The following is an 18,728-nucleotide window of genomic DNA, read 5'->3' as shown; positions in this document are numbered from 1 at the left end:
CTCTCTTCTAGGTAAAGATTATGACTTTTCAAACTAAAGCAATTACACCCTTAGTTACTACTCGTTTTCATAATACTCTTTTAGTACAGTTACCATCCCGATTAACTGTGATAGAGGCTGTAAATTTCCGGGAGTCTTTTAAACAATGGGTAGAAGATGCTTGTATTACTAAAATCATTTTAGATTTTGGGCAAACGACAATTATTGATAGTAGTGGTATTGGTTCACTCATTACTAATATCAAATCGGCAAAGGCTAAAAACATTCAATTAACTGTTTGGAGTCCTAATCCTCAGGTGAAATTGGCTTTTTCTCTGGTAGGGTTAGATAAAATTTTGAGTATTGAGCCTAATACTGAGGCAATTATCCCTACTGTAAGCCGCAAATCTCAACAGCTTCAACCTTTAACCCATCCTTCGGTGCGATCGCCTACTAAACGGTCAATTGACATTGTAGGGGCTATTCTGGGCTTGGGTGTGACTGCTGTACTGTTTGTTCCTATTGCGATCGCTATCAAATTGGATAGTCCTGGGCCTATACTATTTAGTCAGACTCGTTGTGGTTGGATGGGAAAACGGTTTCGCATTTGGAAGTTTCGCTCAATGGTGACTAATGCTGAAGCTCTCAAATCTACCATTAATAATCAAGCTTCTGGTGCTTTTTTTAAAAATGATCATGACCCCCGCATCACCCGTGTTGGTCGCTTTCTTCGCAAAACTAGTTTAGATGAATTCCCTCAATTCTGGAATATCCTTAAAGGAGATATGAGTTTAATTGGTACTCGTCCACCCACCCAAGATGAGTTAGAACAATACGAAATTCTCAATTGGCAAAGATTGGATGTTAGACCAGGATTGAGTGGTGAATGGCAAGTGAATGGTCGCTCAAAAATTCGCAACTTTGAAGATGTGGTTAAACTCGATTTACGCTACCAAGAAAATTGGAGTCTTGGTTACGATTTCAAGTTAATCTTGAAAACATTTATTGTTGTTTTCAATAAAGATTCAGGGGCTGCATAACACATTTTTAGTATTTTCAAGCAGCTTACATTTTACTAAAATTTCATGGAAACAAATTTATTGCTCCATAATTACAATCTACAAGTTGTTAGCGATATTGACGCAATGGCAATAGTTGTAGAATGGTTTAATCAATTCAACAACAAACAGATATCTTATCAAACCTGGCTAGAAGGACAGACTGCTCTACTGGAAGGTTTTACAAATGTGGTACGTCATGCCCACAAAAACCTGAGTCCTGAAACTCTTGTTGATTTGGAAGTACAAATAGCTCCTGAATATTTCCAAATTTGTATTTGGGATCAAGGTGATTTTTTCGATTTAGAAGCAGCTATAGAAAGTTTCAGTCAAGAAACTAGCCAAAGCGAATTTAATCCTTTAGATCATGAATTTCAATGGGGGTGCATTTTTTTACTGAAGCTCAGAGAAGACTATGGTTGGACAATTAGTTACACGCGTGATTTAGAAGATAAGAACTGCTTACTACTGAAAAAGCAATTAGCTATTTTATGATGCTAAATTTATGACACAATTTTTTTAGCCTTCTTAACACTGATGGTTAATTTACTCATGTTGTGTGATGGTTGTTCCAGTTTGCTGTAAATTAATATAACCAAACTTCAAGATGTCTACTTCACATACATTTATGGATTCGCAAGTAACAGTGATTCAGCCTCAAGGCATTTTTAATAGTAAGAGTGGCCAACAACTTCTGCAAGAAGTTGAGCAACTAGCATCTGATATCAAAACTATTTTGATTGATTTTCAAGATGTTACATTTATGGATAGTTCTGGTTTTAGTGCCTTGCTGGTAACTCTAAAAACTGTTCGACAAAAAAATGTTAGATTGGTAATCTGTTCTATCAACGATCAAATAAAAATGATATTTGATATGACTAACACAAATCAAGTTTTTGAAGTTTTACCTGATCAAGCATCATTTATATAAGTAGGATTTGCTGACAGCGTGGCTTAAGCCATCAAAGTTTTTTGGTTAGGGCTAGGAGTCAGGAGTCAGGAGAAAGAAGGAAGAATATTTTCCTCTTCTGTTAAGAGTTCCCTGCTATATCAAACATTCTGTATCCTGAATCCTTACTTTTTAACCTTCAAACTTTTGATATATCTAAGTTTTAGATTTATATGCCTAACAGCAAGCCCTAGTAGATTACAGGTAAATGATGTATATCATAGCCCCTCTCCTTATTTACTTAATTATTCAAGTTCAATAGAGGTAAAATTTATTTCTAATAAAGAGCAATCATCTGTAAATAATTGATTGCCTGTTTCTGTTTTAATAGCTTCTAAAATATCATCTAAATTTATTTCATTTTTTTGATTATATCTGGTCAATAAATTAATAAAACCATTCAAATTCCAGAGACTACCATCAGGCTGCTCAACTTCATATACTCCATCGCTAAAAACATAAATTTTACTAGATGCTTGAATGTCACATACAGCATTTTGGTATTCTGATTCTGCAAATGCTCCAATTGGCATACTAGGAGTAATTAACTTTTTGATATCTATACTAGAGTCAGTTGATTGAGAAAGTAATAAAGCTGGTGGATGTCCAGCAGTAGAATAAGTTAATTGATAAGAAATACGGTTAAAAACTCCATACCAAATGGTAAAATAACGGGCGTTATGCTGTTCCATTTGAAAAACTTCGTTCAAGGCATTGAGAACTGTTGATGGTTGATAAAAATTGGCTTTGGAAAGAGTTTGCGAACGTAGTAAATTATGTACAAAAATTGAAGGAAAAGCCGCAGCTAATCCATGTCCAGAAACATCCAACAAATAAATAACTAAGTTATCTTCATCTAACCAATAGTAATCAAAGCAATCACCACCCAATTGACTGGAAGGTAAAAACCTAGAATTTATTGTTACTAATCCTGGCATTGGTTTAGGAAGAATAGATTTTACATACTCAGCTGCTTCATTCAATTCTGTTTCTAAAAGCTGTTTTTGGATTTGTAAATCTTGAGCTAATCTCTGAAGTTCTTGATTAGTTTGATAGAGTCTAAGTCCTGCTCGCACTCGTGCTTTTAGTTCACTGACATCAATGGGTTTGCTTAAGAAATCATCCGCGCCATTATCTAACCCTTCAACCCTATCTGCGACGGCTGTGCGAGCGGTAAGAAGAATAAAAAATGTTGTTGATAAAGATGGTTCAGATTTAATAATGCGGCATACCTCTAAGCCATCCATTTCATCCATTTGCCAATCACAAATAATCAAGGCGGGATGATGCTGGTAAGCTTGCTCTACACCTTGTGTACCGCTAGAAGCGAGAATAACTTCATATCCCTGTCCTTGTAGTGTTTGTTTAAGAACTATTTGGATAATTCGATCATCATCAATGACTAAAATTTTGATTTTATGATCAGATATTTCAAGCATAATTGGTAATTGCCTACTCTAACAGACATGATAGACATGATACAGAAAAATTCACTAATTAGGGTCAGGAATAACACTGGCTTGGTGTCTATCTTTAAATTTGTATTTTTTACCCTACGGTGTACACACAAGTCCTATTTAAGATTAAATCGGCGGTTAGAAACCGCAACTACACAGGCAAAACCCACCTCCGTGGGTTAAAAACCAGTATTGTTTCTTAGTCCACGCAGGTGGACTTTGTTTGTGTAGCCGTGATTTATAATCGCCAGGGCTTGTTTTGGGTAATCAGATCACTTGTGTGTACACCGTAGCCTTGGTAAGGGGAGGGTTGGGGAGGGGTAATTTTGTATCTAACTAGAGTGGGAAAGGCTATAATATTGTTCTAAAAACTTTTCAAGACCGAGATAACATTCTGATATTCGCTCTCTATGCGATTAACTAAATCAGTTATTTGTGCTGGTGATTGATGGTGTGCATTATCTTCTAAAGTTTCACAAATTTTACCCAAGTTGACTGCACCAATACTAACACTGGGCGATCGCAAGGCATGAGCCGCTTTTTTGAGATTGGTGATATTTTCAGAGGTCAGAGCATCTTGAATTGCCTGAATTCTGGCTGGGGTATCTTCTAGGTAAACTTGGATTAATTCTGCAATCAAGCGATCGCCCTCACTACCAGCCATATTCCGCAAGTCTTCCAGAATAGTGTAGTCAATTGTTTGCCCCTGAGAAGTCCCTAATACCTCATCTGTAACGGGTTCTGTGCCTTGATGCTGCTGAGTACCATACTGCTTGAGAACTGCTTCTAGACCTTCTAAACTAATGGGTTTACTAATATAATCATTCATCCCGATACTCAGGCATTCTTGGCGATCTTCTAGACGAGCATGGGCAGTCATCGCGATGATCCAAGGTTGGGCATCCTGGGAAAAGTCGCCACGAATACGCAGAGTTGTTTCCCAGCCATCCATTTCTGGCATCTGGATATCCATGAACACCACATCATAAAGTTGCCTTTGCAAGGCTGCTAAGGCTTCACGTCCATCATTAGCTACATCTGCCCGATAACCCAAGCGATGCAGCATCTGGAGGGCAATTTTTTGATTGACGAACACATCTTCAACCAGTAGAATTTTCAGGGGTAAGCTTTTGGATAATTTGGTATCAATGGCGGGGAGATCGGGTTTAGACAACCGAGAATAAGAGGGAATGATAGAGTCGGTAGAGTCTTTAATGACCTTAGTAAACCAGCTACCCTGAATAATGTGTAACAGCGTATGATATAGCTGGTATTGACGTACAGGTTTATATAAAAAGGCTGTAAACTCAGCCGATACCTGTTTGACTTCTAAGGTTTGCTTGCCCTTATAACTCAACATTACCAAGGGTAAATCCCGTTGTTTGGGGATGTCTCGAATTTTAGCCGGCAAGTTAAGAGCGTTCCAGTCTGGACTATCAATATCCAAAATAGCTAGAGCGAAGGGTTTTTCTTGCTCTAGATGTTGGAGTATTGCTGTATTAGATTCCACAACTTGGACTTCTAATCCTAAACTTTGAAGTTGCAAAGATAAGCATTGTCTTAAATTGATGTTATCGACTGCTAAGAGTAATCGCTGATTGAGCAGTTCAGGATCAGTACCGATGGAATTATTAATAGCCTCAGGATCAACTGTGAAAATAACTGTGAAATAGAAAGTAGAACCTTGTTCTGGTTGACTATCTACCCACATTTTACCCCCCATAATTTCGCATAACCGTTTGCTGATGACTAATCCTAAGCCTGTGCCACCATAGCGTCGAGTCATGGAAACATCAACTTGACTGAAGGGTTTAAAGAGTCGATGTAAGCGATCGCGCGGAATGCCAATACCTGTATCTCTGACTGCAAACTGCAACTCATAGCGTCCAGATGTTGCAACCATCTCCCTGGCTGTGATTGTCACCATTACTTCACCGACTTTGGTGAATTTAATGGCATTACTCATTAAATTCCAGAGAATTTGGCGCAGACGGGTAATATCACCAATAATAAATGTAGGTACATCTGTTGCGATTAGGTACATCAATTCAATGCCTTTGGAAGCCGCTTGGGGAGCCAGCAAATCTAGGGCTTCTTCCACACAAAGACGCAAATCAAAAGGCTGTGCTTCTAACTCTAATTTGCCAGATTCAATCTTAGAAAAATCAAGAATATCATTAATAATCGTCAGCAGTGCATTGCTACTATTACGAATGGTTTCCACACAGTCGAGTTGCTCAGAAGTCAAGCTAGTATCCAAAAGCATTCCACTCATGCCGATGATGGCATTCATAGGAGTACGAATTTCATGGCTCATGGTAGCCAGGAAATTACTTTTGGCCATGTTGGCAGTCTCTGCTGTTTGCTTGGCCAGGTTTAGTTCTTCATTTTGTAGTGCTAAGAGATCGGCTTGATGGGTTTCTTGAGTTAGTAAATGTGCTTGGGTGAGGGCAATACCCATTTGATCAGCCAAGTGTTTGAGGAGATCTAATTCTAGTTCTGTCCATTGTCTAGGGCGATCGCACTGATGAGCAATTAATAATCCCCATAAATCTTCCCGCACTAAAATCGGGACAACCAGATTGGCTTTCACCTGAAACTGCTGTAAAAATTCCACATGGCAAGGTTGAAATCCTGCTTTCTCTATATCGGAAATAACACTAATCCGTCCATGACGATAAAAGTCAAAGTATCCATCCTTCAGACAAGGATCATTGATATCTTGGTTGAGAATGACTGACCATCCTGGAACTACTGCTTCTTGGACAACTTTGCCATTACCATCAGGATTAACTTGAAAGATGACGACGCGATCGCACTGCAAAATCCGTTGCACTTCCGTCACTGTTGTCTGGAGAATTTTTTCCGCTTGTAAGGACTGACGAATTTCTTCAGTAATTTGCTTGAGCAGTAGCACCCGTTCATATTGTTGATGCAGTGCAGCTTCTGAGCGTTTGCGTTCGGTAATATCTAAATGGGTTCCCACCATTCTCATCGCTCTACCTTGGGAATCGCGGCTAACTAACTTACCCCGATCTAAAATCCACTTCCATTCTCCAGATTTGGTAACAAACCGTACTTCTGCCTCATAAAAAGGTGTCTCACCCTTGAGATGTGCGATCAGTCGCTTTTGCATAACGGACAGATCCTGTGGATGGATCAACCGAATTTTCAGCTTGATATCATTTTCTAGTTCTTCTGGCGCATAACCCAGCATTGTAAACCAACGTGGACTACGATAAACTTCCCCAGTCACCAAATTCCAGTCCCAGAGTCCTTCATCTACAGCCCCTAAAGCCAGCTTTAACCGTTCTTCACTTAATCGGAGTGCATTTTCGGCTTGTTTGCGTTGGGTAATATCGTGGTATTTCCACAGATGACCATAAAATTTTTGGTCAACCACAATAGGTATATAATCCTGTTCAAAAATTCGCCCATCTTGCAATTGCAATTCTTCATTGAGAACTATTTGATTTTGGCTAATAATCTCATCCACACGCTGGATAAACTGCTCTGGTTCAGCAAAGAGTAGTTTGCTCGTCTGTGCAGCTTGCTGACAATCCATGCCTTGTAAAGCTTCTGGAGCAACGGGAATGCCAAACTGATCACAAAATTCCTGATTTGATAGGATCACGTGTCGGGTTTCGTCTTCCAATAGCACACCAGCCTGTAAGCTTTCAATCACTGTTCTCAATCTTGACGCTGTTGCTCGTAATTTAGCCCGTTGAGATGTAAGTCTGGTAGTGAGTTTTTTGGCATCTGTCAGGGCTGCATTTTTAGCCTGTAAAAGAAACAAATAATCTGCAACCGAGTCGTAGAGAGGAAAATCATCCAACTTTAAGTCCAATTTTTTTAAATCGGCAATTTCAGTAATCCAGGGAGAACCAAGAAACAGCAGATGATCAGATGCCTCTAGATATACCATCTCTCCCTTTAGTTGCATTTCCTTGTGGTGAGATTGCAACAAAAACAGCGATGGAGAACCCTGCAACCGTGTATGTTTGCTAATGTCTGCAAAGCTGGCTGGACAGTTGGGGCGATTAATGCGGAAGTGTTCTTCTAGAGAACTACCAACAATTAAAATAGGTTCTAGAATACGCTGAAGCACCCCACCCGCTTGGACAATCTTCATGCCTCGATCTATAACCAAATGAAAAGGGAACAAAGCTGCAAATTGCTCAGGGTCAAGACTAAATTGTTTTGATTCGATATCCCGATCATTTGTCATAACTACGTACACCAGGAGACAGAAAAAGTTGCTCTAGTAAACCAAGGATACAAAATTTGAAAAGAAAATTGACAAACACAGCAGAATTCAGGAGTCGGAAGAGTTGTGAGTACCAAGTACCGAGTGATTGACTCTCCTTCTTACTCATTACTCGTTACTCGTTACTCATCGCTATGTACTGGCTTTGTGTATAGGTTTCAATTTAGATTTTGTACCTCCTAACTATGCAAACTGCTGTAAATAAAATATTTAATTAATTTTAAATTAATTTTTCCCAAGAATTTACTCAGATTTATCAATTTGGGAGTAGATGCAGTTTCCTAAAAACTAGCTGATTCGCCTCATTTTTACTCATTTTCTAGTTATTACGAATAATGAGTATTTTTTTCTTGCTTCTCGTGGTCTGAAAACAACGCAAATTCGTTGATTTATCCGCAAGTGACACAAGTAGATTTAGGAGAGAGAATCGTTATATTCAACAGAAAAAATATCATGAGGCGCACCTTGCTCACGAAAACTGGTTTGGGTAACATCTACCTTTGTATTAAAGCGTTTTCCCAATCCGTGGAGTAAACCAATCACCATTGGGGCTAAACCCTGTCGAGTAGACTGATAGTGCAAATCCATAGATTTTCCACTGGTGTGTTCACAATCAAAGGATGGAGGACGGAGTTGGGGAAAACTCAAGCCGACTCGTGCGTGCAGATTGTCAAGGTTCTCCATAAACTCCCCTAAAGAGTTGCCAGCACTATCTAAAAGTTCCCCATAACCTTCTTCTGCCGTGTATGTCACCCAGTATTCTCCAAAAGCTTTCAGTATTTCTTCTGCCTCCATGCCTAAAACCTCACAAGCTGCGGCAACCAAACGATAGGTAATATCATCAGAATAAGCATCCATGCCAATAAAAAAATCAATTTCTTCAAGTTCAGCTTTTTCTTTGATGCTTTCCCAGGTATCCTCACCGTGGTATTTGCAAATCATCTCTTCAATCGCTTTGTTAACTAGACCATACATTGATTTAAAGTCCTAAGTATAAAATACAACTATTAAGTTAGCATTTATTTTCGGTACTTGACGAGAAAATTAAAAAATAAATTCCCCAAAAATTGAAGGGTGGATTAGCGATCGCGTAACCCACCCTTATCCCTCTGGGGTCTGAAGAATTTAAAACTCTCTTTCAAATCATTCATCCAAGAGAGAGGAATCAAATTATCATGCTGAAGTCGTCCGACAACAATACCAGGATGAATACCAAGACGTTCTGCAAAATCAACAACATCAGCTTTAGATTTCAGTTGAGCTAATTCTCCTTCATACTCAGAAGGTATCAAAAATTCCCGTGATGATTGATCTGCTTCCCGTTCTTGTTCAGATTCCAAACTTTCCCCACTATCCCATTCATCAAGAAAAATATTTTCCTTGTTATGTAATAGGATATGTGCTGCTTCATGGAAGAAATTGAACCAAAACCGATCATTGGTTTTACCGTAAAGTGAAAGTTGAATTAGTGCTTTATGGGGATTTAACCACCGCGCTACACCACTAACGTGCGCTCCTTTAATTGATGGTACTAAAACCAACACAACCCCAGATTCTCGGCATAATTGTTGCATCCGTGGTTCAAATTCTTCTGGTGGCAACATCGTCAAAGTGCGAATTTCCCGCACCGCTTTTTCAAACTTTGATTTACTGTATTTAGGACAATCTAATTTTTCTGCTTCTATTTCACCCAATCGCAACCATGCAGAAATAGCACCAACATCACTTTGGTCTTCGCGGGTGCGACGAAAAGAAACTTCTAGACTTCCGTAACATTTCTGCCAATCTTCCGGTGAAGCAACACCAAAAAAATGCAACAACTTTTTTACTACTTCTGGTTTATTCTTGGCAATTAAATTGCACTTGGGAATTTTACCTTGGTTCATCAATTCTCTGACTGGTAACTGATCTAACCAAGATGTCCACCCCTGTAAGCGGCTTTCTTCTTCTTTTTTAGCTAAAGCAGCGCGATATTGAGCTTCACGTCTGAGCCAAAATGCGGCTGTACTTCCTAAAACTCGTTCTAGCTTTAGGGCTGTTTCTTCATTGATAGGTGCTTTACCGTTAATTAACTGGCTAATAAATTTTGTGCTATAACCTAAACGCTCTGCTAATTCTACTTGTGTCCAATCACGCTCTTCTAATACATCAGCGATGGTATCACCAGGGGGAGAAACCCAATCTGGAGTAAAGGGACGGGTTGTCTTAGTCATGGTAATCTCCAATGAAAACAATACAAACAGCAGTAACCTTCGACCAATCAATGCTTCCATCCTCATTCAAAGGGATGGGGTTGTTATCTGGTTTAAATACAAGTCGTTTACCACCTTCCAGGTCTACTGCAAACTCACCTGCCCGATCTCCTTTTAAGGGATGGGGACGACCTGCAAATAATTCTGCGACACAATTAAGAGCATCAAGGTCAGCCAATCGGGCTGCCAATTTCTTAGCACAGTTTGCACCTAATTTTCTTTGTGCTAGTTTTGGTTGCTCGCATAGGTTTTGCAGTTTGTCGTCAGCGAAAGAAATTTCCATGCGTTAGTGGACTAATACAAGTTTACCATTTTGGTAAAGAAATTTGTTATATTCCAGAGGAGATATCATATCAATTAATGTAATCATTTACCGTTTTGGTAAAGAAATTTGTTATATCCATAAAAAAGCTGATATCAAGGCATACTTTACCATATTGGTAAATAAATTAACGTGAGTTGGACGAAAATAATTTGACCCCTCTCCAAACCTCTCCCCGCAACGGAGAGAGGCTTAAAAACATAATTTTAAGCTGCTAATGAATTATTAAAATGCCCCTTTCTGCGTCGGAGAGGGGTTGGGGTGAGGTTCAATGACTCCTACGTCGTCACGCTGCGCTATCGAATTCACGTTAAAAAATTTGGGACGAGTATTAAACCCGTCCCTTTGTTTATAAATATGAGACTTGAATTGCCTGTTTTTAGGTTGTTTTTTCAAAGGCGACACCCGGATTTGAACCGGGGGTGAAGGTTTTGCAGACCCTTGCCTTACCACTTGGCTATGTCGCCGGACTCACAACTACTAATATTATCACTATTTGCGCTCAATTGCATTATCTGGCTGAAATTTTTTTTGGGACAGGCTTCTGGCCTGTCCTGCTTTGATTCAAGAATCAGAACTTATTTTGACTTCATCGGCAAAGTTGCCCCAGCGGACAAAGTAAAATGGCCCGGCAACAGAACCCCAAACGTGTTCGTCTGTTTCGGGATTGCGTCCCCTGTCGCGGCTGATGAATTTTTCACCGTCAATTTCAAAATCACTATCCAAATAGGTTGTTTGCCCGTTGCGGACGACCATGCAACCCTTTCCTGGCTCAACTATGCCTTTGAAGTGATTACCAGCCCACTCTACGATCATGTTACAACCAGAAAGTTTTTCCAAGCGATCGCTCGTTAAAGTCTGCAAACGTGCTAAATCACGGGATGCACCGAAAAAGTCTTTTTCGTCTTTGACAGTATAGTTTTCAATATGGATTTTATCTCCTGCTGTCATCAACTTCAATACCCGTAACCGATAAGGGTCATTGAGCATATAATCATAAGCTTGTTCTACAAACAAACTTACCCCTGATAGCAGTGAGTAAGGTAGGGGACGCATACATACACGAATATGGGCAAAAAAAGCCGGATTCTCAAAAACTTGGGCTTGATTACTAAAATCAGCAGCCATCCAACGGGCTAAGGTGGCAATATCTGTAGAATGAGTCATAGCAATTTTAAATTTTGGATTTTGGATTTCGGATACAGGTTCAGAACCGCCTGATTCGGATTTGCTCATTTTAAACCTTGGCGTGTCACTGGAACAATGCAGAGTTCTCCTTCTGCACCCCTCTTACCTGTCACCTATTCCCTAATAATCAGGACTTAAGCAAAACATCATGAAAGTAGGGGTAATTCATGAATTACCCCTAGGAAAGAATCAGGTTTTTGATTACTTCGTGCGTAAGTCCTAATCATGTAGAGATGTTCCATGAAACGTCTCTACAATCTTTTTCACTCCTATGTCTAATGGACTTTGCAGAATATTCATTAAAAATTAACCTCTGTCTAACCAAAAGTTAATTGCTAGATTACCTTATCGTGTGACTTTATACATTGTACGTATGAATTTTCACTGCTTTGTCACTAAATAGAACTGTTGTTCTTTTGGAGTGATTGAGCGGAAATATTAAGTCGGATAAATTTAGGAGTGTTCCTGTGAACAGAGTTAATCTTAAGCTTAACAGCTTGAAAGCATTAGGTGTAATTTCATTAATGACCGCCACCTTGGGTGTGTCAATGTCTGCGGTTCAGTCTCAAAGTGTTAGCACCATTAAGATTGATGGTTCCAGCACCGTTTTCCCCGTTACCGAAGCAGTAGCAGAAGAATTCCAAAAATCTCAAAGAGGTAAAATTAGAGTTACCGTTGGTGTCTCTGGTACTGGTGGTGGCTTTAAAAAATTCTGTCGTGGTGAAACAGATATCTCTAATGCTTCCCGTCCCATTCTCCAAAAAGAAATTGATGAATGTAAAAAAGCTGGTATTCGCTACATTGAAATACCAGTAGCTTATGATGCTTTAACAGTAGTGGTTAATCCAGGTAACACTTGGGCTAAAAACCTCACAGTTGCTGAACTCAAGAAAATTTGGGAACCAGGCGCACAGGGCAAAATTAATAACTGGAATCAAGTACGTGCTGGGTTTCCTAATGCACCTTTGAAGTTGTTTGGTGCTGGTACTAACTCTGGTACTTTTGACTATTTCACTGAAGCCATTGTTGGTAAATCTAAATCTAGCCGTGGTGATTTTACCGCTAGTGAAGACGACAACGTACTTGTACAAGGTGTTGCCCGCGATAAGAACGCTATGGGCTACTTTGGTTTTGCCTACTACTCAGAAAACAAGGATAAACTCAAGTCAGTCGCTGTTAATGGTGTAGCACCGTCGGAAACAACCGTAAAAAATGGTACTTATAACCCCTTGTCTCGCCCTATATTTATCTATGTGAGTAACAAAGCTGCTGATAAACCAGAAGTGAAGCAATTTGTACAATTTTACTTGCGGAATGCACCTAAGTTAGTGAAAGAAGTAAAATATGTAGCTTTGCCAGGTTCAGCTTACACCACTGCTCAAGGTCATTTCAATAAAAAGAGATTTGGTAGCATATTTGGTGGTAAAGAAGCAGTTGGACTGAAGATTGACGAATTAATACGTCGTGACGCTAAAGAATAAGCTTAGTTCGGAAATTTGAACTTCCTCACAATTTACTAAAGGGAGGTGTTATGCCTCTCTTTGTTCATTTAAAGTCATTATACAACCTGCATCTCTAGCATGAACAATGCCAAACAAAATCAGTTTTCGCCAAAGCTAACGCGAGATTTACGAGAACGGGCAATTGAGTCTATCTTGTTTTTAGCTGCACTTTCCTCAGTCGCAACTACAGTAGCAATTATCGGTATCTTACTTTACGAATCCATACTATTTTTCCAGAAAGTATCTTTATGGGAATTTTTGACAGATACCCAGTGGACACCATTATTTGATGACAAACATTATGGTATTTGGCCACTGGTTTCAGGAACTTTTGTCACTACAGTAGTAGCCTTATTCGTCGCTATACCACTAGGTACAATTATTGCTATTTATCTCAGCGAATTTGCTCCCCCCATAGTCAGAGAAATCGTGAAACCAGCTTTAGAACTACTAGCGGGGATTCCTACGGTAGTTTATGGTTATTTTGCATTGTTATTCGTCACACCTTTATTGCAAAAAATTCTGCCGACTTTGCCTGGTTTTAGTATGTTGAGTGCAGGTTTAGTCATAGGTGTGATGATCATTCCTTACGTTAGTTCCCTGAGTGAAGATGCCATGCGTGCGGTTCCCACTCATCTGCGTGAGGGTTCTTATGCCACCGGGGCTACCCGCTTACAGACAGCATTAAGAGTGGTGTTACCAGCAGCTATTTCTGGAATAATAGCAGCTTACATTTTGGGTATATCTCGTGCAGCTGGTGAGACAATGGTAGTTGCGATCGCAGCCGGTGGACAACCTAACCTCACCCTCAACCCATTAGAACCAGCCGCGACAATGACAGCCTATATTGTCTCCGTCAGTCTTGGTGACTTACCTCATGGCAGCCTAGAATACGAAACTATCTTTGCAGTCGGACTCACTCTAGTGCTGATGACTTTAGTTTTCAACATCATCGGTCATTTCCTCACCAAGCGTTATCGGGAAATTTATTAGGAGTGGAGGCAGGAGGCAGGAGTTCGGAGTTCGGAGTTCAGGAGGCAGGAGTCAGGAGTCAGGAGTCAGGAGGCAGGAGTTCAGGAGTCAGGAGTCAGGAGTCAGGAGTTAGGAGTTCAGGAGAAGAAAGAATTAATTACCAATCACCCATTACCCATTACCCATTACAACTAGAAGATTTAATTTATTAAAAGATGACAACTCTGAATATTCAACAAGTCCGCAAGACTATTGCCCGTAATAAGCGGTCAGAATATATTTTCAACATCATTGGCCTTTTGTCGATGCTGGTTGGTATTGCCACACTAGTGGCGTTGTTATTTGATTTGGCTAGTGATGGTTTACCGCGTCTTTCCTGGCAATTTTTGACTTCGTTTCCTAGTCGTAAGTCGGAAGAAGCGGGGATTCTTTCTGCTTGGGTGGGAACACTATTGGTAATGTCGGTAACTGCATTTGTAGCGATTCCCGTCGGTATAGCATCGGGGATTTACTTAGAAGAATACGCCCGAAAAAACTGGATTTCTGATTTAATTGAAATTAACGTCACCAACCTAGCCGGTGTTCCCTCAATTATTTACGGACTTCTGGCTTTGGGAGTGTTTGTCTACGGATTAAATCTTGGTCAAAGTGTTGTAACTGCTGGGTTAACCTTGGCATTATTAGTTTTACCCGTGGTGATTGTTTCCACCCGTGAGGCTTTGCGGGCTATCCCCAATAGTATCCGTGAAGCTGCCTATGCAGCAGGGGCTTCCAAGTGGCAAATGATTTGGGATCATGTTCTACCTTACTCAACAGGTACAATTATCACTGGGATTATTGTGGCTATGGCGCGGGCTATTGGGGAAACTGCACCTCTAATTACCATTGGGGCGCTGACATTCATTGCCTTTTTACCAGAACCGCCATTTACAGGGCAGTTTCCTTATATTTCTTTTTCTTGGTTACTGGCCCCATTCACAGTTATGCCCATACAGATGTTCGATTGGATATCTCGTCCCCAGGCTGACTTTCAAATAAATGCAGCTACCGCTGGTGTTGTCCTCATTGTCATTACTTTGGCTATGAACTCTGTAGCTATGTATATCCGCTATCGTTTACGCAAAACAATCAAATGGTAGAAACTAAATCTTCAACTCTCAAAAGACCAATCAAAGCTGCTGTTAATTACCTCAATTTCTACTATGGTGGCAATGTTCATGCTTTGAAAGACATTAATATGTCCGTAGGTGAAAAACAAGTCACAGCGATGATTGGCCCTTCTGGATGTGGCAAAACTACTTTGTTACGTTGTTTCAATCGAATGCACGATTTATATCCAGGAAATCGCTATCAAGGGGAAATTGCTTTAGAACCAGATGGGATTAATTTGCTTGGTAAGAAAATTGACCCGATTGAGGTACGGATGCGGATTAGTATGGTCTTTCAAAGACCTAATCCTTTTCCGAAGTCGATTTATGAAAATGTGGCTTATGGTTTGCGGGTAAGAGGTGAATCGAGACGTGCAGTTATTGATGAGAAGGTAGAGAAAGCTTTACGTAGTTCAGCTTTGTGGAATGAAGTCAAGGATAGATTACATGATTTAGCTTTTAATCTTTCTGGGGGTCAACAGCAGCGTTTATGTATTGCTCGTGCTTTGGCTACTGACCCTGAGATTATTCTATTTGATGAACCAACTTCTGCGCTAGACCCTATAGCTACTGCTAGTATTGAAGACCTAATTGCTGAACTTAAACAAACAGTGACAATTTTGATTGTTACTCACAATATGCAACAAGCTAGTCGTGTATCTGACTATACGGCATTTATGTATTTGGGCGAATTGGTGGAGTTTGGTAAAACTGAGGTCATTTTTAATCACCCAGTCCATGAAAAAACTGCTGACTATGTAAATGGTCGTTTTGGTTAAAAATTACTAACTCAAAATTATAAATCCTGGTTTGTGCGATCGCTGTTTCTGTTAATTTAATCTAAATGACTGATCAGGCCTCAAGGCTTCCCGGTGGAGGTGTTGGCCAAAGTAAGCATAATTGATTAAATGTAAAGTTATGGCGCTCATAGTTCAAAAATACGGTGGTTCATCTGTTGGTTCAGTCGAACGCATTCAAGCTGTTGCCCAGCGGGTTGATAAAACTGTCAAAGCTGGCAACTCTGTTGTTGTCGTGGTTTCCGCAATGGGGAAAACTACTGACGGACTGGTGAAATTAGCTAATGGTATTTCTAAAAGTCCTAACCGTCGGGAAATGGATATGCTGCTTTCTACCGGGGAGCAAGTTACTATTGCTTTACTGAGTATGGCATTGCAGGAAATCGGACAATCCGCAATTTCCATGACTGGCGCTCAAGTAGGAATTGTTACCGAAGCTGAACATACCCGCGCCCGGATTTTACATATTGAAACCGATCGCTTGCAAAGACAAATTAAAGCAGGTAAAGTGGTTGTTGTTGCCGGGTTTCAAGGCATATCTAACACCACAGAAATGGAAATTACTACTTTGGGGCGTGGTGGTTCTGATACTTCTGCGGTGGCTTTAGCAGCCGCATTGGGTGCAGATTTTTGTGAAATTTATACAGATGTGCCAGGGATATTAACTACAGATCCCCGGATTGTTCCCGAAGCCCAGTTGCTGACAGAAATCACCTGTGATGAAATGCTGGAATTGGCCAGTTTAGGGGCTAAGGTGTTGCATCCCCGTGCTGTGGAAATTGCCCGCAATTATGGTGTGCCGTTGGTGGTACGCTCAAGTTGGACTGAACAGCCGGGAACTTGGGTGACAAACCGGAGAACTCAAGAACGGGCGTTAGTTAATTTAGAATTAGCTCGTCCTGTAGATGCTGTAGAATTTGATAGTGATCAGGCTAAGGTATCTTTGTTGCGTGTCCCCGATAAACCAGGGGTAGCTGCCCGATTATTTGGGGAAATTTCCCGTCAAAATGTTGATGTCGATTTGATTATTCAGTCGATTCATGAAGGTAATACTAATGACATTGCCTTTACTGTAAATACACCAATATTAAAACGAGCCGAAGCAGTTGCAGCCGCTATTGCCCCAGCATTAAGAAATCAACCAAACTCAGACGAAGCAGAAGTAATTGTCGAAAAAGATACTGCAAAAGTCAGTATTGCCGGGGCAGGAATGATTGGCCGTCCCGGTGTGGCTGCGAAGATGTTCGCTACATTAGCCGCAGCAGGGGTAAATATTCAAATGATTTCTACCAGTGAAGTGAAGGTAAGTTGCTTGATAGATGCGGCAGATTGCGATCGCGCTATCATTGCCCTATGTAAAGCCTTTGAAATCACTGCTTCTCCTGCCAGTCCTACATCCCCAGCTACCCATGCTACTGCCGTTCGTGGTGTCGCTTTAGATATGAATCAGGCACGTTTGGCAATTCGTCAAGTTCCCAACAAACCAGGTATGGCAGCGAAATTGTTTGGACTATTGGCAGAACATAACATCAGCGTTGATATGATTATTCAATCACAACGCTGTCGTGTGGTTGATGGTGTCACCTGTCGGGATATTGCCTTTACCGTGGCGAGAATGGATGCCGAAAACGCCCAACAAAAATTAACCCAAGTGGCAGATGAGTTAGGATGGGGTGAGGTAGTCTTGGATAATGCGATCGCAAAGGTGAGTATAGTTGGTTCGGGAATGGTAGGACAACCAGGAATAGCCGCAAAAATGTTTACAGCTTTAGCTGAAAATAAAATTAACATCCAAATGATTGCGACTTCAGAAATTAAAATCAGTTGTGTTGTGGGACAAGATGAAGGTGTGAAAGCTTTGCAAGTTATTCATGCAGCCTTTGATTTAGCTGGTAGTGAAAAATTTGTAGTTCCAGCGTGAAAATACCAAACCTTGTCTTTCTCTTAATTGCCGCACTGGGAGAAATTTCAGGATGTTTCAGTTTTTGGGCATGGTTAAGATTAGGAAAAAGCATCTTTTGGATAATTCCCGGAATTTGCGCTTTAATTATCTTTGCCATTGCCCTAACTAAAGTAGATGCTGATCATGCCGGTAGAGTATATGCTGCTTATGGGGGAATTTATATACTTTTATCTTTCTTTTGGTTGTGGTTAGTTGAAGGTATAAAACCGGATAGATGGGATTTGTTAGGAGTGACAATTTCTCTCTTGGGAACGGTGGTAATTTTGTTTGGTTCACATCGGTAAAATTATCTAAAATGATATTATTTGTTTCAAAAATATCCATATATGGAGGCTAATTTTATGATAGAAACAAATCTATCTTCCCTCAATCAAACTTCTCAACCTCTTTACGATGTAGACTATCTAAAATGGATAGAAAATACTGTAGAAAAACTGCGAAATCAAAACTATTCTACTGTCGATTGGGGTAATTTAATTGAAGAAATTGAAGACATGGGTAGGAGTGAAAAAAGAAGTTTAGAAAGTAATTTAATTGTGATTTTATTGCATTTACTAAAATGGCAATTTCAATCAGAAAAAAGAAGTGGTAGCTGGGAAAGAAGTATTATTGAACATCGTCGTCGTGTTAATAAAGCCATCAAAGAATCTCCTAGTCTGCTGTCATACTTAGAAAGTATCTTTGCAGAATCTTATCCAGAAGCAGTTAAACAAGCAAAAGCTGAAACTTGCTTACCAAAAGAAATATTTCCTCCAGAATGTCCATATAGTTTAGCAAATATAATGGATGATGATTTTCTACCTGAGTAAGTTTCAAGTTCAAGTGATGATTTTATTGGGTTCACATCAGTAACTTAATCCATGCCATCTTTCAA

The 18,728-nt window shown here is 40.1% G+C and carries 17 protein-coding genes and 1 tRNA gene; 11 read left to right on the top strand and 7 right to left on the bottom strand.

The annotated features are described in order from the left end of the window. Nucleotides 1–20: 20 nt before the first annotated feature. The 3 genes from AC012T_RS20075 to AC012T_RS20065 all read left to right on the top strand — a co-directional run bounded on the left by AC012T_RS20075 (nt 21) and on the right by AC012T_RS20065 (nt 1,968). Nucleotides 21–1,019: a sugar transferase gene (locus tag AC012T_RS20075; protein WP_487060487.1), complete on the top strand. Its 999-nt coding sequence runs from the start codon at nt 21–23 to the stop codon at nt 1,017–1,019. Between the two features lie 45 nt (nt 1,020–1,064). Beyond that, the gene (locus AC012T_RS20070; RefSeq protein ID WP_487060486.1) at nt 1,065–1,532 is read left to right on the top strand and encodes an ATP-binding protein; all 468 of its coding nucleotides are present in this window, start codon (nt 1,065–1,067) and stop codon (nt 1,530–1,532) included. A 112-nt stretch (nt 1,533–1,644) separates the two neighbouring features. Continuing rightward, nucleotides 1,645–1,968 (top strand): STAS domain-containing protein, encoded by a 324-nt coding sequence (locus tag AC012T_RS20065; RefSeq protein WP_487060485.1) that lies wholly within the window; start codon nt 1,645–1,647, stop codon nt 1,966–1,968. A 263-nt stretch (nt 1,969–2,231) separates the two neighbouring features. On the opposite strand, the gene AC012T_RS20060 is transcribed toward AC012T_RS20065, so the two are convergent. The 7 genes from AC012T_RS20060 to AC012T_RS20030 form a co-directional block, all read right to left on the bottom strand. Beyond that, entirely contained in the window at nt 2,232–3,425 is a 1,194-nt protein-coding gene (locus AC012T_RS20060; protein WP_487060484.1) for a PP2C family protein-serine/threonine phosphatase, read from the bottom strand. Nucleotides 3,426–3,807: 382 nt separating this feature from the next. Next, nucleotides 3,808–7,671, bottom strand: a complete 3,864-nt coding sequence (locus tag AC012T_RS20055) for a response regulator (RefSeq protein ID WP_487060483.1) — start codon at nt 7,669–7,671, stop codon at nt 3,808–3,810. Nucleotides 7,672–8,124: 453 nt separating this feature from the next. Continuing rightward, nucleotides 8,125–8,685, bottom strand: a complete 561-nt coding sequence (locus tag AC012T_RS20050) for a heme NO-binding domain-containing protein (RefSeq protein WP_487060482.1) — start codon at nt 8,683–8,685, stop codon at nt 8,125–8,127. A 104-nt stretch (nt 8,686–8,789) separates the two neighbouring features. Further along, nucleotides 8,790–9,923 (bottom strand): helix-turn-helix domain-containing protein, encoded by a 1,134-nt coding sequence (locus AC012T_RS20045; RefSeq protein WP_487060481.1) that lies wholly within the window; start codon nt 9,921–9,923, stop codon nt 8,790–8,792. After that, complete coding sequence (locus tag AC012T_RS20040; RefSeq protein ID WP_487060480.1) at nt 9,916–10,245, bottom strand: type II toxin-antitoxin system RelE/ParE family toxin; 330 nt, start codon at nt 10,243–10,245, stop codon at nt 9,916–9,918. Before AC012T_RS20040 ends, AC012T_RS20045 begins: the two co-directional genes overlap by 8 nt. A 435-nt stretch (nt 10,246–10,680) precedes the next feature. After that, nucleotides 10,681–10,751, bottom strand: a tRNA-Cys gene (locus AC012T_RS20035). A gap of 97 nt (nt 10,752–10,848) precedes the next feature. Continuing rightward, entirely contained in the window at nt 10,849–11,451 is a 603-nt protein-coding gene (locus tag AC012T_RS20030; RefSeq protein WP_487066672.1) for a CpcT/CpeT family chromophore lyase, read from the bottom strand. A gap of 488 nt (nt 11,452–11,939) precedes the next feature. Here AC012T_RS20030 and AC012T_RS20025 point away from each other — a divergent pair, with 488 nt between their 5' ends. From AC012T_RS20025 to AC012T_RS19990, 8 genes are all read left to right on the top strand, one after another. Beyond that, nucleotides 11,940–12,953, top strand: a complete 1,014-nt coding sequence (locus AC012T_RS20025; RefSeq protein WP_487060479.1) for a PstS family phosphate ABC transporter substrate-binding protein — start codon at nt 11,940–11,942, stop codon at nt 12,951–12,953. A 99-nt stretch (nt 12,954–13,052) separates the two neighbouring features. After that, the gene (gene pstC, locus AC012T_RS20020) at nt 13,053–13,967 is read left to right on the top strand and encodes a phosphate ABC transporter permease subunit PstC (RefSeq protein WP_487060478.1); all 915 of its coding nucleotides are present in this window, start codon (nt 13,053–13,055) and stop codon (nt 13,965–13,967) included. A gap of 2 nt (nt 13,968–13,969) precedes the next feature. Next, a complete protein-coding gene (locus AC012T_RS20015) occupies nt 13,970–14,158 on the top strand; it encodes a hypothetical protein (protein WP_487060477.1) in 189 nt (62 codons plus the stop codon). A gap of 3 nt (nt 14,159–14,161) precedes the next feature. Continuing rightward, a complete protein-coding gene (gene pstA, locus AC012T_RS20010; protein WP_487060476.1) occupies nt 14,162–15,085 on the top strand; it encodes a phosphate ABC transporter permease PstA in 924 nt (307 codons plus the stop codon). Continuing rightward, complete coding sequence (gene pstB, locus AC012T_RS20005; protein WP_487060475.1) at nt 15,079–15,873, top strand: phosphate ABC transporter ATP-binding protein PstB; 795 nt, start codon at nt 15,079–15,081, stop codon at nt 15,871–15,873. Before pstA ends, pstB begins: the two co-directional genes overlap by 7 nt. A 139-nt stretch (nt 15,874–16,012) precedes the next feature. Further along, nucleotides 16,013–17,812 carry an aspartate kinase gene (locus tag AC012T_RS20000; protein WP_487060474.1) on the top strand — a complete coding sequence of 600 codons (1,800 nt, stop codon included), beginning with the start codon at nt 16,013–16,015 and terminating at the stop codon, nt 17,810–17,812. Further along, nucleotides 17,809–18,138 (top strand): YnfA family protein, encoded by a 330-nt coding sequence (locus AC012T_RS19995; protein WP_487060473.1) that lies wholly within the window; start codon nt 17,809–17,811, stop codon nt 18,136–18,138. Before AC012T_RS20000 ends, AC012T_RS19995 begins: the two co-directional genes overlap by 4 nt. A gap of 57 nt (nt 18,139–18,195) precedes the next feature. Next, nucleotides 18,196–18,663 carry a DUF29 domain-containing protein gene (locus AC012T_RS19990; protein ID WP_487060472.1) on the top strand — a complete coding sequence of 156 codons (468 nt, stop codon included), beginning with the start codon at nt 18,196–18,198 and terminating at the stop codon, nt 18,661–18,663. The last annotated feature ends 65 nt before the right edge of the window (nt 18,664–18,728 follow it).

Source organism: Anabaena sp. EIM26 (genome assembly GCF_057568715.1).
This window is presented reverse-complemented; position numbering and strand designations above follow the sequence as displayed.